At 30.3% G+C, this 14,286-nt stretch carries 14 protein-coding genes; 10 read left to right on the top strand and 4 right to left on the bottom strand.

The features are described from left to right. Position 1: 1 nt before the first annotated feature. The 3 genes from secF to yajC are packed head-to-tail and all read right to left on the bottom strand — an operon-like array spanning position 2 to position 2,818. Entirely contained in the window at positions 2 to 973 is a 972-nt protein-coding gene (gene secF, locus ELQ07_RS01040; RefSeq protein WP_057042810.1) for a protein translocase subunit SecF, read from the bottom strand. Further along, positions 973 to 2,553 carry a protein translocase subunit SecD gene (secD, locus tag ELQ07_RS01035; RefSeq protein ID WP_057042809.1) on the bottom strand — a complete coding sequence of 527 codons (1,581 nt, stop codon included), beginning with the start codon at positions 2,551 to 2,553 and terminating at the stop codon, positions 973 to 975. The genes secF and secD overlap by 1 nt, the downstream gene beginning before the upstream one ends. Then, complete coding sequence (gene yajC, locus ELQ07_RS01030; RefSeq protein ID WP_002786346.1) at positions 2,546 to 2,818, bottom strand: preprotein translocase subunit YajC; 273 nt, start codon at positions 2,816 to 2,818, stop codon at positions 2,546 to 2,548. The genes secD and yajC overlap by 8 nt, the downstream gene beginning before the upstream one ends. Between yajC and ELQ07_RS01025 the strand changes: the two genes are divergently transcribed. Then, positions 2,791 to 4,116: an apolipoprotein N-acyltransferase gene (locus ELQ07_RS01025; RefSeq protein ID WP_134224616.1), complete on the top strand. Its 1,326-nt coding sequence runs from the start codon at positions 2,791 to 2,793 to the stop codon at positions 4,114 to 4,116. The two genes, yajC and ELQ07_RS01025, sit on opposite strands and share 28 nt — an antisense overlap. Before the next feature lie 236 nt (positions 4,117 to 4,352). On the opposite strand, the gene metK is transcribed toward ELQ07_RS01025, so the two are convergent. Beyond that, entirely contained in the window at positions 4,353 to 5,549 is a 1,197-nt protein-coding gene (gene metK / locus ELQ07_RS01020; RefSeq protein ID WP_088303561.1) for a methionine adenosyltransferase, read from the bottom strand. A 139-nt stretch (positions 5,550 to 5,688) separates the two neighbouring features. Between metK and sstT the strand changes: the two genes are divergently transcribed. The 9 genes from sstT to smpB are packed head-to-tail and all read left to right on the top strand — an operon-like array spanning position 5,689 to position 14,286. After that, positions 5,689 to 6,912, top strand: coding sequence for a serine/threonine transporter SstT (sstT, locus tag ELQ07_RS01015; RefSeq protein ID WP_070300964.1), 1,224 nt, complete (start codon positions 5,689 to 5,691; stop codon positions 6,910 to 6,912). Between the two features lie 9 nt (positions 6,913 to 6,921). Then, on the top strand, positions 6,922 to 7,809 hold the full coding sequence (locus tag ELQ07_RS01010) for an aspartate carbamoyltransferase catalytic subunit (RefSeq protein WP_057042803.1): 888 nt from the start codon (positions 6,922 to 6,924) through the stop codon (positions 7,807 to 7,809). Between the two features lie 3 nt (positions 7,810 to 7,812). After that, positions 7,813 to 9,534: a M3 family oligoendopeptidase gene (locus ELQ07_RS01005; RefSeq protein ID WP_134224615.1), complete on the top strand. Its 1,722-nt coding sequence runs from the start codon at positions 7,813 to 7,815 to the stop codon at positions 9,532 to 9,534. Next, complete coding sequence (locus ELQ07_RS01000) at positions 9,528 to 9,965, top strand: hypothetical protein (protein ID WP_088303564.1); 438 nt, start codon at positions 9,528 to 9,530, stop codon at positions 9,963 to 9,965. Before ELQ07_RS01005 ends, ELQ07_RS01000 begins: the two co-directional genes overlap by 7 nt. Further along, complete coding sequence (locus ELQ07_RS00995; protein WP_088303565.1) at positions 9,962 to 12,037, top strand: 3'-5' exonuclease; 2,076 nt, start codon at positions 9,962 to 9,964, stop codon at positions 12,035 to 12,037. The genes ELQ07_RS01000 and ELQ07_RS00995 overlap by 4 nt, the downstream gene beginning before the upstream one ends. Continuing rightward, positions 12,034 to 12,852, top strand: coding sequence for a tRNA pseudouridine(55) synthase TruB (gene truB, locus ELQ07_RS00990; RefSeq protein ID WP_134224614.1), 819 nt, complete (start codon positions 12,034 to 12,036; stop codon positions 12,850 to 12,852). Before ELQ07_RS00995 ends, truB begins: the two co-directional genes overlap by 4 nt. Beyond that, positions 12,846 to 13,073, top strand: a complete 228-nt coding sequence (gene csrA / locus ELQ07_RS00985) for a carbon storage regulator CsrA (RefSeq protein WP_002852854.1) — start codon at positions 12,846 to 12,848, stop codon at positions 13,071 to 13,073. The genes truB and csrA overlap by 7 nt, the downstream gene beginning before the upstream one ends. After that, on the top strand, positions 13,070 to 13,837 hold the full coding sequence (locus ELQ07_RS00980) for a 4-(cytidine 5'-diphospho)-2-C-methyl-D-erythritol kinase (protein ID WP_096702653.1): 768 nt from the start codon (positions 13,070 to 13,072) through the stop codon (positions 13,835 to 13,837). The genes csrA and ELQ07_RS00980 overlap by 4 nt, the downstream gene beginning before the upstream one ends. Next, the gene (smpB, locus tag ELQ07_RS00975) at positions 13,834 to 14,286 is read left to right on the top strand and encodes an SsrA-binding protein SmpB (protein WP_002852861.1); all 453 of its coding nucleotides are present in this window, start codon (positions 13,834 to 13,836) and stop codon (positions 14,284 to 14,286) included. Before ELQ07_RS00980 ends, smpB begins: the two co-directional genes overlap by 4 nt.

Here is a 14,286-nt window from a genome sequence, read left to right as displayed (position 1 = left end):
CTTACACTGTTCCTTTTTCATACATTGCACGATTGCGTTCTTTATCTTGTTTTCTTTTTGCTTTTTCAATTTCTTTATTTCTAAACTCAAGCACACTAAATTTAAACCATAATAATGTCGGACTTGCAACAAAAATAGAGCTTAAAGTTCCCGCTATAATACCTATAATTAAAGTCAAAGAAAATCCTTGTATCATTTCCCCGCCAAAGAAATAAAGTATCACAACGGTTGCTAAAGTTAACCCTGAAGTTAAAACCGTTCTTGATAAAGTTGCTGAAACACTTTCATTGATAATAGGTGCAAGTTCGGTTTTTTTACTTGTTTTAATGCCTTCTCTGATTCTATCAAAAATAATAATTGTATCATTCAAAGAGTACCCAAGCACAGTTAAAACAGCAGCCAAAGTATCTAAATTAACATCAATTTTAAATAAAGAAATTGCCCCTAAAGTAATCACAACATCATGAATTTCACTGATTATAGCCGCAAGAGCAAAACGCCACTCAAAACGCAACGCTATATAAATTAAAATTGCTATCAAAGATACAGCTATAGCCATAAGTCCTTTATTTCTAAGTTCATCACCTACTTTTGGACCTACCACATCAGCACGACGCACTTCAAATTTTCCCGTATCCTTTAAAAGAGTGCTTATATGCTCGCCTATATCATTGCTTACATTATCGTTGCTTCCTAAAAAGCGTATGGTTACTTCTTCATTGCTTCCAAATTCAGTTACAGATAAATTTTGAAAAGTTCCTTGTTTTTCTAAAATTTCTCGGATTTGTGTTATAGGAGCTGCATTTTCATATTTAAGCTGAACTAAAGTTCCTCCGCTAAAATCAATACCATATTGCAAACCCCTATCCCAAAGCAAATAAATAGAACCAAAAAACAAAATAAAAGAAAGAGAAATAGCAGCAAAACGCATTCTCATAAAATCATAAATTTTCTTTTCGCTAAAAAACTGCATTATCTTCTCCTGTAACCAAACCAAAATCTTGTATTATTACTTTTTTCTATGCGTTGCATAAAATAATCAAACATTCCGTGAGTTCCTAAAATAGCTGTAATCATAGAAACGACAATACCAATTCCCAAAGTCACAGCAAAACCTTTAACTGCTCCTGTTCCATAGGCATAAAGTGCTACCGAAGTAACTAAAGAAGTGATATTTGAATCTATAATCGCACTCATAGCATTTTTATAACCTTGTTCTATACTAGCTCTTATATTTACTCCATCTCGCAAGAGTTCTCGTATGCGCTCATTGATAATCACATTTGCATCTACCGCCATACCCACAGTTAAAACAAGTCCTGCCATCCCTGGTAAAGTTAAAGTTGCTCCAAACATAGCCATAACAGCCACTACTACCAAAACATTAACCAACATTGCAATATTTGCAAAAATTCCTGCCACACCGTAATACATCATCATAAATATTACAATAAAAACCGATGCACCGATTAAGGCTATCATACTCATTTTAATACTATCAGCACCTAAAGATGGTCCTATACTTCTTTGTTCAAGTAATTTTACAGGCGCAAGCAAAGCTCCACTTCTTAAAGCTACCGCCACATCACGCGCTTCTTCTTGGGTAAAAGCTCCACTGATTTGCCCACTACCTCCACCTATGCGTTCATTGATAGATGGAGCAGAATACACTTTATTATCAAGTACAATAGCAAGACGCTTTCCAACATTTGCTCCTGTATAATCAGCAAATTTTTTAGAACCCTCGGCATTTAAAGTAAAATTAATTACAGGATAATTACTCTTATCACTAATCCCTACTCTAGCATCAGTAAGCATAGATCCATCTAAAATAGGTATGCTTTTTAAGGTATATTTTAAATTTGGATTTCTAGAATCAGACACTAAAATCAGTCCATAACTCGCAGCCTCAGCATCACTCATTGTAGAAGCTTGACCCATTTTAGAATCATCAACTTCCATAAGTTGCAAATGTGCTGCTTTTGTGATGCGTTCTTTTGCTCTTAGTTCATCTTCTTTGGTTTTAATCCCTGCAAGTTCAACCAAAATCTTATCATCACCTTGTTTAGCAACTGTTGGCTCTGCTAAACCAAATTGATCAAGCCTATTTCTTATGGTTTCAACTGCTTGCAAAAGTGCAAAATTTTCTATATTTTTTACTTCTTCTGAGGTAAAAGAAATTTTATAGTGCATATTTTCACTTTGTATATTAATTCCTTTTATTTCTTTAAGCAAATTTTCAACTTTTGCAATATCTGCATTATCAAGCAAAGTAAATTCTAAAATATCATCATGGGTATTTAAGCCATTATTTAAAATATTTTCTTTATTAAAAGAATAACTCAATGAAGATGCAATTGATTTTATTTTAGATTTTACAGCTTCTTCATTATCTACACCTAAGAGCATATAAAGCCCGCCTTGCAAATCAAGCCCTAAATTAATCTTCGCACCACGTTCTGACTGCAAAAAAGAAGGGAGTGAAAAAGCCACTCCAAAAATAAATACCGCTATAAAAATAATCAAGCGATAATTGATTTTAGAATTACGCATCAATTTTCTTTGCTATAAATTCTCTTGAAATTTTTGCAGTAACATTGTCTTCATTAAGCTTAACTTTGATAAAATCCTCCTCTGGTTTTACGACTTCACAAATAAGTCCGCCATTAGTGATGATTTTATCTCCTTTTTGCAAAGACTCAAGCATTTGTTTATGTGCTTTTGCTTGTTTTTGTTGCGGTCTGATCACCAAGAAATAAAAAATTGCAAATAACACTACAAGAGGTAACAATGAAGTTAAAATTGAATTTTCTGCCATATTTTTCCTTTATTCCAAAAAAATTAAACACTAATTCTATCATTTTTAAAATAATAAAAGTCTTTTTTATTGCAATTTTACTTTCAAATTCTATTTATCTATCATTTTTTGAAAATATTTTTACACAAACTATTAGCCCATTTTTAGCTATTTGGGGGTTAGTTTTACTTCTAAAAAGTAAAAATTCTAAACAATATTTTTGGATAGGTTTTTTTGTAGGGATTCTTTGGTTTTGGTGGATTGGTTTATCTTCAATTTATTTTAATCTAAACTATTTAGTGCCAATTATACCAATTATCATTGGTTTTATTTATGGACTACTTTTTAGATTATGTTATTTATTAAAATTTGATTTTTTAAGACTTTGTGGAATTTTTTGCATAAGTTTTATCCATCCTTTAGGATTTGATTGGCTTAATTGGGGAATTTTTACAGTTTATGGTTTTTTTGACCCAAGTTATCGTGGCATTATTTGCATATTTTTAATAGCATATTTCATCTATGAGGGTTATATATCAAGATATTATAAAATAGCGATTGTTCTTATTTTATTCTTTAGTGGATTTCAATATAATGAAAAACAAGCTCAAACTCTTAATTTAAACTACAAACTCATCAATACTAATATTTCTCAAGATCAAAAATTTTTACAAGAAAATTTAAAATCAAATTCTGATATCCTAATTCAAGATATATTTCAAGCTATAAATGAAAAAAAAGAACTTGTAATCTTGCCTGAAACCGCTTTTGCTTTTGATTTAAAAAATACCAAATATGAACTTATACTTAAAGAATTATCTTATAAAATTACCATTATTACGGGAGCATTTCATGTTGAAAAAAAACATACTTACAATAGCACTTATATCTTTAAAAAAGGTAATGTCTATATTTTAAATAAGCATTTTTTAGTTCCCTTTGGTGAAGAAATTCCATTTTTTAAAGACTTAATAAAAAAATATTTTCTTAAAAATATTGAAGAATTTTCCCAAGGTCCTATACAAAGCAAATATAAATTAGACAATCAAATTATTACAAATGCAATTTGTTATGAAGCTACCAAAGAACAAAACTATCAAAATTCACAAATTATTATAGCTCTAAGCAACAATGCTTGGTTTAATAATAGCAGCGAATACAAACTCCAACAACTCTTAATGAAATTTTATGCGAGTAAATATGGGGTTAGTGTTTATCATGCTACAAATGGCAAAGAGAATATAGTTATACTCCCTAAAAAACTTTTAAGTAAAGATTGGACAAATTTATCCAAAGAAATATTTAATGATAAAAAATAATATTAAAATTTTAATTTTAAAGTAATTTAAGTTATTTTATATTATAATTCTATCAAATAATATTTTGACTTAGAGGGGTTTTTACCCCAAAGCTAAATTAATTTAGCTTCCTTCCTAACTTTTATATTTATGGGGGATATTGAAAAATATCCCTCTAAGTCAAAAATTAATATAACTTCATTAATTCTTTATAATTATACAAGCCTTATTTAAGCTTGTATAATATTGTTAATTTTTTAAAGTAGCTTTTTAAACTGTTCTAGGGCATCAAGTTTTTCCCAAGGATAGTCCTTTTGTCCTACTTGCCCACGAGCTGCTACATCCGCATAAAGAAAAGTTTCTTTACTTGGTTTATCCAGATGAAATTTATCACGGATCCAATTTGGCGTTAAAGAGAAATTTTGCATTACAAAACCACTTAAAACATCGTCATTTACACTAGTATTTGTGCCCATACAATCCACGCTTACCGAAGTAGGTTTTGCAACACCTATAGCATAACTAAGTTGAACGATACATTTTTTAGCAAGTCCTGCTGCAACTATGTTTTTAGCTAGCCATCTACCTGCATAAAGCCCACTTCTATCAACTTTAGTATAATCTTTGCTCGATTGCGCACCACCACCTATTGGAGAATAACCTCCAAAACTATCTACTATAAGTTTTCTTCCTGTTAAACCACTATCATGCAAAGAAGAGTGATTGATATATTTACCAGTTGGATTGATTAAAATTCTAGTTTTATTCGGATCAAAAAGCTCTTTTGGTAAATTACTATCCAAAATAAGTTTCATTACCAAAGATCTTAAATCTTCTATTTTCATACTTTCAACACAAGGCGCAGAAACCACTATAGTATGAATACTTTGCGGTTTGCAATTTTCAAAATTTGCCTTAGTGCCATAATCAATAGTTACTTGAGTTTTAATATCCACTCCAAGTTCATGTGGATTTGCTTTTGCATAAGCATAAACTCTATCACATAGCATTCTTGCATAACTAATAGCTGCTGGCATATATTCCTCAGCTTCACAACTTGCAAAACCAAACATAATGCCTTGATCACCTGCTCCTGTTTCACCATCTTCTTGATCGACGCCTTGGTTGATATCGGGGCTTTGTTCATTTAAAAACACCATAACATCAACCTCATCAGGATGCAAACACTGCTCTTTGCTAAAATGCCCTGCTCCGTCATAACCAATATTTTTTAAAACATCTTTAACTAAATTATCGTAATCAGCTTTACTAAGCTTGTGATTTGATTTAACTTCGCCTCCTATCACAACCTTATTTCCTGCGACAAAAACCTCACTCGCCACCCTTGAATTTTTGTCATTTTTCAAGAGTATATCCACTATCGTATCAGCGATTATATCAGCGCACTTGTCTGGATGACCTGCACTTACGACTTCTGAAGTGAATAGATACATAAAAAGTCCTTTCATTTAAAATGAACCACAATTGTATCCAAATAAACTTATCAAAGCTTGATAAATTAAAAATTCTCTAAAATTAAGCAAAAGTTAGTTAAAATCAACTTCTAATATAAAAAATATTTAAAAGGTTTTTATGTTTTCTAAAATCATTCAAGGCTACGCTAAAGGCAACCTCATAGTTCAAATTTGCATAGGTATAGTACTAGGAATACTTATAGGCATTAGTTCTAAAGAAATATCTGAAATTGCAAATTTACTCGGAATACTTTTTACAAGTGCCTTAAAAGCTATCGCTCCTATGCTTGTTTTTATTTTAATTTTAATCTCAATTTGCACTAAAGATTTTTCTCAAAGTGGTACTAAGATCAAAAATATTATCATTTTGTATATAGTAGGCACCTTTCTTGCTTCAGCTTGTGCGGTTCTTGCTAATTTTTTCTTCCCCGTAAAGCTTGTTTTAGATGGAATTCAAACCGCTACAAACTCATCTCCAACCCACATGAGTGAGATTTTTAAAGATCTTTTATTTAAAATTGTCGATAATCCTATAAATGCTCTTTCAAGCGGAAATTATTTAGGAATTTTAACCTGGGCAATAGCTGGAGGTATAGCATTAAAACACTGTTCTAACGAAGCAAAACAAGTTTTTATAGATATTAACGAAGGGGTTTTGAAAATTGTTAAATTTGTAGTAAAACTTGCTCCTTTTGGAATTTTTGGACTTGTAGCTAATTCTGTAGCACAAACAGGAGCGCAAGGTTTGATAAGCTATGCAAAACTCTTAATTTTACTTGTAACTACTATGCTTTTTGTTACTTTTGTTATCAATGCTTTAATAGTCTTTTTTTATACAAGAAAAAATCCTTTTCCTTTAATTTTTATCTGCTTAAGGCACAGTGCATTTTTTGCTTTTTTTACAAGAAGTTCGGCAGCAAATATTCCTGTAAATATGGCACTTTGCGCCAAACTTGGCATAGATAAAGAATTTTATGGCATTTCTATACCTTTAGGAGCTACTATCAACATGGCAGGAGCGGCAGTTACTATAGCTATTTTAAGTCTTACTGCAGCCAATACCGTTGGTATAGAAATCAGTCTTTTGCAAGCCTTTTTATTAAGCATTATTGCTACCTTTGCAGCTTGTGGGGCTAGCGGAGTTGCGGGCGGATCTTTACTGCTTATACCTTTGGCTTGTTCTTTATTTAATATAGACTATGATATTGCTATGAAGGTAGTTGCCATAGGTTTTATTATAGGGGTTATTCAAGATAGTGTTGAAACTGCTTTAAATAGTTCTACAGATGTTCTTTTTACAGCAATTTGTTCTAAAAATGAATTAAATTACAATATCAAATAAGGTAAAAACATGCGTCATCTCATCACTACAAAGGATTTTAATAAAGTCGAAATTATGGAGCTTTTTAAAGAAGCAAGTGATTTCTTAGATGAAAAACCTAGAACTTTTCTTAAAGGAAAAAGTATCACGACAATTTTTTTTGAAAATTCTACACGCACCCTTTCATCTTTTGAAAGCGCTGCAAGAAGATTGGGTGCTAGGGTTTTACGCCTTGATGTTTCAAGATCAAGCTCTAGCAAAGGAGAAACTCTTTATGATACTGCTGCTAATTTAGATGCCATGAGTCCTAATGCTATTGTTGTAAGACACGCAAACTCAGGAGTTCCTTTGATATTAGCAAAGCATATGCATTGTCCAGTTGTTAATGGAGGAGATGGAAAACACGCCCATCCTACCCAAGCTTTGCTAGATTTATTCACTATTTATAATCATTTTCAAGCCGATGTCGAAGGTAAGAAAATTTGCATCGTAGGTGATATCAAAAATTCCCGCGTTGCAGCGTCCAATATAGAACTTTTAAGCAGATTTAATCTTGATATTACCCTAGTAGCTCCACCACATTTTATGCCTAATACTCATCTTAAAAAACATTATAAGCTTGATGAGAATATCATAGCAAATTCAGATATCATCATGAGTCTTAGAACACAAACAGAAAGACATAATAAAACCGTTTACGCTTCACTTAAAGACTATGCAAATGATTTTTGCATTCAAAAAAGCTTAGTAAAAGATAAAAAGCTTATTTTACTACATCCAGGCCCTGTAAATCGCAATATTGACATAAGCGATGAAATGATGAGCGATGAAAGAACTTTAGTTTTAAAACAAGTTAAAAATGGAGTGGCCATTAGAATGGCTGTTCTTAAAAAACTCATATTAGAAAATGAAGGATAAAAAATGTTAGAATGGGACTTAAGTGCTTTATTTCTTGATAAAGAAGCGTTGAAAAATTTTACACAAGATCAAATCCAACAAAGTTTAAATTTCAAAAAAAACTATGAAAATAAACTTTATACATTAAATGCTAATGAGTTTTTGCAAGCTTTAAAAGATTATGAAAATTTAAATCAAGCTCTTGGCAAAATCATGACTTATGCTTATTTGCTTTTTGCTAAAAACACTCAAAATGGTTCTTTTTATGCACAATACGAAGAAGAATGCAAAAAAATAGAAGAAAATTTACTCTTTTTCGAGCTTGAATTTTGTGAGTTAGCTCCTGAAAAAAGTCAAGAATTTACAACTTTTTGCAAAGATTATGATTTTTATCTTTCTAATTTATTGCAAAACAAACGCTATAATCTTAGCAAAAACGAAGAACGCATTATACTCTATCTTTCAAATACAGGTGCAAATGCTTTTAGTAGACTTTTTGATGAAAGTATGAGCGCTTTAAAAATCTCTTTTGAAGGTAAAAAACTTAGCGAAGAAGAAATTCTAAGCAAAATGTATGATGAAGATAGAAAAATACGCAAAAAATCTGCTAAAAAATTCAGTAAAGTTTTGCAAAAAAATAGCAGACTTTTAAGTTTTATTATCAATATGATAAAAACAGAAAGAAAAAACATAAGTTTATTAAGAGGTTATGAAAATGCTGAAATTTCAAGACATATCAGCAATCAAATTTCGCAAAAAAGCGTTGATTCTTTAATAGCAAGTGCGCAAAAACATTTTAACTTAGTATCGCAATTTTACAAAAGAAAAAAACAAATTTTAGGCTACGATGAGCTTAAAGACTATGACAGATATGCACCCATAGGAAAAGAAGCAAGTTTTGATTTTAAAACAAGTAAAAATATTGTTTTAGAGGCATTTCAAGCTTTTTCTCCACAATTTTATGATATAGCAAAAAATGCTTTTGATCAAGGTTGGATTGATGTTTATCCGCAAGAAAATAAACAAGGGGGTGCTTTTTCGCACTCTGCAACTTCTGATGCACATCCTTTTGTTTTATTAAACTACACCAATAAAAGACGCGATCTTTTTACACTTGCACATGAATTAGGACACACTATCCATCAAAAACTTTCTTATAATGTAAGCTATTTAAATCAAAACACGCCTTTAACCACCGCAGAAACAGCTTCAGTTTTTGCTGAAATGCTCGTATTTGATTTTATTAAAGATAAGTTAAAAAAAGAAGAACTCCTATCTTTATATGCAAATAAAATCGAAGATATTTTTGCAACTTTTTATAGACAAATTAATTTTACTTGTTTTGAAAGACGCTTACATGCTCAAGAAAATGAACTTAGCACCGAAGAAATCAATAAAATTTGGATGGAAGAATCTCAAAAGATGTTTCAAGACAGCGTAAAACTTACAAAAAATTATGCTTCTTGGTGGAGTTATATTCCTCATTTTATCCATTCTCCTTTTTACTGCTATGCTTATGCTTATGCGCAACTTTTAGTTTTAGCTCTTTATGGACTTTACAAAAGTAAAAAATGTGAAAATTTTAAAGAACTTTATATCAAAATGCTTTCTTTAGGTGGAAGCGTGAGTCCAAAAGAACTAGTAGGAATGTTTGGCTTTGATATAGAAGATGAAAATTTTTGGGAAATAGGCATAAAAGAAATTCAAAAACTCATCAATGAATTTATGGAGTTACAATCATGCTAGAAACAATCTTAAAAAATGAAAATTTTATCCATACCATGCAAAAGCATTGCTATGAAGTTATTTCACACCTTATAGAAGAAAATATAGAATTTTCCATAGTTGCAAATACAAATTTCATAGATTTTAACCCTGAACTTCCCAAAGAGCTTGATGTTAAACAAAATCCTTATGCTCTTTTTGCTCTTGGAGGATACACCTTTGAATCCATACAACTAAATAAAGATTCCATTCAATTTCACGCAGGTTTTGGAAATGATGATTTTGATAGTTTTGTAAAGGTTGATTTAGGAGCTATCACGCAAATTCAAATAGAAAATAGCATTTTATTTGTTAATTTTAGCCTTTATAAACGCGAAGATAGTAAAAATTTACAAAAATCTAAAAATATATTTTTAAATAATCCAAAAAATAAAGATATTTTCAAAAAATGAATCTATTTGAAGATTTAAATGATAGTCAAAAACAGGCAGTAAGCCACATTGATGGAGCTATGCTTATCCTAGCGGGTGCAGGTAGTGGAAAAACCAAAACTATCACCACTCGTCTTGCTTATCTTATCGGTGAAGTAGGCATCCCCTCGCATAACACTCTTACTCTTACTTTTACAAATAAAGCAGCTAGTGTTATGCGTCATAGAGCGTTAAATTTTCTACAAGGCAATCACAATCCTTTGCTTTGCACCTTTCATAAATTTGGACTTTTATTTTTAAAACTCCATTTTGAAAGATTGGAGCGTAAAAATAGTTTTATTGTTATCGATACAGATGATACAAAAAAAATAATTAAAGACTTAATCCATGATAAAAACAAAGATAATGTCTATGATATTATCAAATACATATCTTATTGCAAAAATGAAGGCAAAAGAGTAAGCAATGTCTTTGAAGATTTAAATTTACTAAAAGAACATAATTTTGAAAAATATCAAAATGAATACAAATTTGCCAACTATTACCGTGCTTATGAAGAATACTTATTAAAGCAAAATTTTGTAGATTTTGATGATCTTTTATTGCTAAGCAATCTCATTTTAGAAAATGATATAAATTTTGCCAAAGAACAAAGCTTACTTTATAATTACATTACAGTTGATGAGTATCAAGATACTAATACCTTGCAATATAAAATTCTAAAAAATCTATGTTGTATGCATGAAAATATCACAGTTGTTGGTGATGATGATCAAAGTATTTATAGTTGGCGTGGAGCAAAAATTGAAAATATTTTAAATTTTCAAAACGATTTTAAAAATGTTAAACTTATAAAACTTGAACAAAACTATCGTTCAGTAGGGACTATTTTACAAGCAGCAAATAATCTCATATCTCACAATGAGCAACGACTTGGAAAAACTTTAATCTGCACTAAAGATACTGGGGAAAATATTAAAATATTAAAAAACGAAAACGAAAAACATGAAGGTTTATATATCGCTCAAGAAGTGAAAAAATTGCTAAATTCTGGAGTAGAAGCTAAAGAGATCGCCGTTTTATTTCGAGTTAATGCACTATCAAGAGCAATAGAAGAAGCATTTATGAAGGAAAAAATTTCTTATAAACTGCTTAGCGGTATGCGTTTTTATGAGAGATTAGAAATAAAAGATTTAATCTCGTATCTTAGACTTATCTTAAATCCAAATGATGATTTGTCATTTAGGCGTATTATTAATCGCCCTAAAAGATCCATAGGGGAAAAAGCCTTAAAAAATTTAGAAGAATATGCAAAAAAACGTCAAATTTCACTTTTTGATGCCTTATGTGAAAGCGATGGCGGTATAGGAATTTTAACAACAAAAAAAGCGCAAAATGAAGCAAATATTTTTATACAAAATATTCACACTCTAAAAAGCTACGATAATGCAAAAAAAGTTTTTGACAATATGGAAGAATTATTTAAAATCAAAGATTATTTTTCAGAGCAAGATGATGGAGATGAAAGAATCAGAAATCTTGATGAGTTTTATGCTAATCTAAGAGAAAAACTCAAAGAAGATCCCGAAGCTTCTTTAGAAGATCTACTTAGTGAAATTTCTTTATTAAGTGATCAAGATAATTTAGATGAAGAATGTGTTTGCTTGATGAGTATTCATGCTAGCAAAGGTTTGGAATTTGATTATGTTTTTATAATAGGCTTTGATGAAGGATTTTTTCCTTTAAATAGCGAAGAAAATCTCGAAGAAGAACGCCGTCTTGCTTATGTTGCCATCACTCGCGCCAAGAAATTTCTCACAATAAGTGTTGCAAATTCTCGTTTTTATCATGGTTCAAGAGCAAGCATCAATCCTAGCCGCTTCTTAGAAGAAAGTAAATTAATCAATGAAAAATCAAAAAATCAAAATATACAAAAAACTAGTTTTTGCAAAGGAGATCTAGTTAAACATAAAATTTTTGGCATTGGCAGGGTTGTTGAAGTTAATAAAAGCGGAAAAGAGGAAAAGCTTAATATTAATTTTGGTGGTATAATACGTGTAATCATGGCAAGCTTTGTGGAAAAAGCAGTATGAACAAGATCTTTACAGCCTTTAAACCAAGGGGTTTGAGTTCTAATGCCTTTTTAAGTACTTTAAAGAAAAAATATAAAAATAAAAAAGCAGGATATTCTGGCACTCTTGATCCTTTCGCCAAAGGGGTTTTAATCGTTGCATTTGGACAATACACAAAACTTTTCCGTTTTTTAAAAAAAACTCCAAAAACCTATAAAGCTACTTTATGGCTTGGAGTTTACTCCTTAAGTCTTGATGATCAAAATATAAAAGAAATTAAAAATATAAAAGAATTTGATCTTGCAAATTTACAACAAATCATTGATCAAATGCAAGGAATTATCTCCTATACACCACCGCAATTTAGTGCCAAAAGAATCAATGGAACTCGCGCCTATGAACTTGCAAAAAAAGGTATAGAAGCAAATTTAAAACCTTGCCAAATGGAAGTATTTGATTGCAAGATTTTAAGCTATAATCATCCTTTTTTAAATATCGAAATCACAGTCAGTGAAGGTGCTTATATAAGATCTTATTGTGAACTTTTTGCTAGAAAACTAGGTATTAATGCGACTTTAAGCTCTTTAGAGCGCATTAAAGAAGGCAAATTTGTTTATAATAATGAGAAAAGCTTAAATGTGTTAAAATACATTAACCTAAAGCCAAATTTTATCAAGGATTTAAATAAACTCGAAAATGGTGCTAAAATTTTTGTCGAAGAATTAGAATTTCATGATGAAGGAGATTATTATATTGAAACAGAAAAATATTTTAGCATAATTAATATTAAAGAAAATACAGTAAAATATCTTCTAAATAAGGTTGAAAAATGTTAATATTATCAAGAAAAGAAAATGAAAGTATAATTATCGGAGAAGGTATAGAAATCAAAGTCGTTCAAACAGGGAAAGGATATGCCAAAATAGGTATAGAAGCTCCAAAATCCCTTATGATACTTAGAAAAGAACTTGTTCAACAAGTAAAGGATGAAAATTTGCATTCTGTTGTTCAGAATGATATTAAACTTGATGACTTAAGCAAAAAACTAATCAAATGAAAGCTTACGCTAAAGCAAATATTTTTTTAAAACTTACCGGTTTTGACTCAAGAAAATATCATCTTTTAGAATCACGATTTATACTTTTAAAAGATCTTTTTGATGAGCTTGAGCTTATTGATAAAGAATCAGATTCTAAAAAAGAATTTGAAATCATTAGTAATTTTAAATGCGAAAATAATATTATTCAAAAGGCTTATTTGCTACTTTCTAAAAGATATAATAACGAATTAAAAGAATTATTTAGCAAAAAAAGCCTAAAACTCACAAAAAATATCCCAGTATGTGCTGGACTTGGCGGTGGAAGTAGCGATTGTGCGAGTTTTTTACTGCTAATGAATGAAACCCTAAATTTAAAATTAAACCTGCAAGAACTTATAAATTTAAGCATGCAACTAGGAAGTGATATTGCCTTTTTTTTAAGTGGCTTTCACTCTGCTAATGTAAGTGGCTGTGGTGAAATTATAAAAGAATTTGAAGATGACATACCTAATTTAAAATGGACTTTTCCACAAATATCTTGCCAAACTAAAGCTGTTTATGATGAATTTGATAGAAAAATATTTGACTTTCAAAAAAACAATAATCAAGCGCAAATCTACAAAAAACTCAGCACAAAAGAGTTGTTACAAAACTTTAAAAACAAAGAATTAAATGATTTATTTACTCCTTGTGCAACTTTATATCCTAAAATGAAGTTTTACTTACAAGAAGATTTTTTTCTAAGCGGTAGCGGTAGTAGTGTTTTTAAGGTTGATCGATGAAAATTATTGCGAGAAATAAAAAAGCTTTATTTGATTATAGCATCATAGAACGCTTTGAAGCCGGAATTGTCCTTAAGGGAAGTGAAGTTGTAGCCTTAAGGGCAGGAAGAGCAAATCTTAAAGACTCTTTTGTTCGCATTATAAAAAATGAGATTTTTTTACTTAATTCTCATATTTCATTGCTTCACACTACACATTCTTTCTATAAACACGAAGAAAGAGGTGCTAGAAAGCTTTTAATGCATAGAAAGCAAATTGATAAATTATTAGGTAAAGTAAGTATAGAAGGATATACTATCGTTGCATTAGATCTTTATTTTAACACAAAAAATAAAGTAAAAGCCACTCTTGCTTTAGCTAAAGGGAAAAATTTGCACGACAAGCGTGAAACTTTAAAGAAAAAGCAAGCCGATTTAGAAGCTAGAGCTGCTATGAAAAATTATAAATAA

It is taken from the genome of Campylobacter sp. US55, from assembly GCF_004378955.1.
GTDB classification, from domain to species: Bacteria; Campylobacterota; Campylobacteria; order Campylobacterales; family Campylobacteraceae; genus Campylobacter_D; species Campylobacter_D jejuni.
Note: the sequence above shows the minus strand (reverse complement) of the source record. Positions and strands in the feature narration are given on the sequence as shown.

Excerpts from the sequence above, each read along its gene's own strand:
- secF (WP_057042810.1), bottom strand. The coding sequence starts at position 973 with ATGCAGTTTTTTAGCGAAAAGAAAATTTATGATTTTATGAGAATGCGT.
- secD (WP_057042809.1), bottom strand. The coding sequence starts at position 2,553 with ATGCGTAATTCTAAAATCAATTATCGCTTGATTATTTTTATAGCGGTA.
- ELQ07_RS01025 (WP_134224616.1), top strand. The coding sequence starts at position 2,791 with ATGAAGTTAAAATTGAATTTTCTGCCATATTTTTCCTTTATTCCAAAA.
- yajC (WP_002786346.1), bottom strand. The coding sequence starts at position 2,818 with ATGGCAGAAAATTCAATTTTAACTTCATTGTTACCTCTTGTAGTGTTA.
- metK (WP_088303561.1), bottom strand. The coding sequence starts at position 5,549 with ATGTATCTATTCACTTCAGAAGTCGTAAGTGCAGGTCATCCAGACAAG.
- sstT (WP_070300964.1), top strand. The coding sequence starts at position 5,689 with ATGTTTTCTAAAATCATTCAAGGCTACGCTAAAGGCAACCTCATAGTT.
- ELQ07_RS01010 (WP_057042803.1), top strand. The coding sequence starts at position 6,922 with ATGCGTCATCTCATCACTACAAAGGATTTTAATAAAGTCGAAATTATG.
- ELQ07_RS01005 (WP_134224615.1), top strand. The coding sequence starts at position 7,813 with ATGTTAGAATGGGACTTAAGTGCTTTATTTCTTGATAAAGAAGCGTTG.
- ELQ07_RS01000 (WP_088303564.1), top strand. The coding sequence starts at position 9,528 with ATGCTAGAAACAATCTTAAAAAATGAAAATTTTATCCATACCATGCAA.
- ELQ07_RS00995 (WP_088303565.1), top strand. The coding sequence starts at position 9,962 with ATGAATCTATTTGAAGATTTAAATGATAGTCAAAAACAGGCAGTAAGC.
- truB (WP_134224614.1), top strand. The coding sequence starts at position 12,034 with ATGAACAAGATCTTTACAGCCTTTAAACCAAGGGGTTTGAGTTCTAAT.
- csrA (WP_002852854.1), top strand. The coding sequence starts at position 12,846 with ATGTTAATATTATCAAGAAAAGAAAATGAAAGTATAATTATCGGAGAA.
- ELQ07_RS00980 (WP_096702653.1), top strand. The coding sequence starts at position 13,070 with ATGAAAGCTTACGCTAAAGCAAATATTTTTTTAAAACTTACCGGTTTT.
- smpB (WP_002852861.1), top strand. The coding sequence starts at position 13,834 with ATGAAAATTATTGCGAGAAATAAAAAAGCTTTATTTGATTATAGCATC.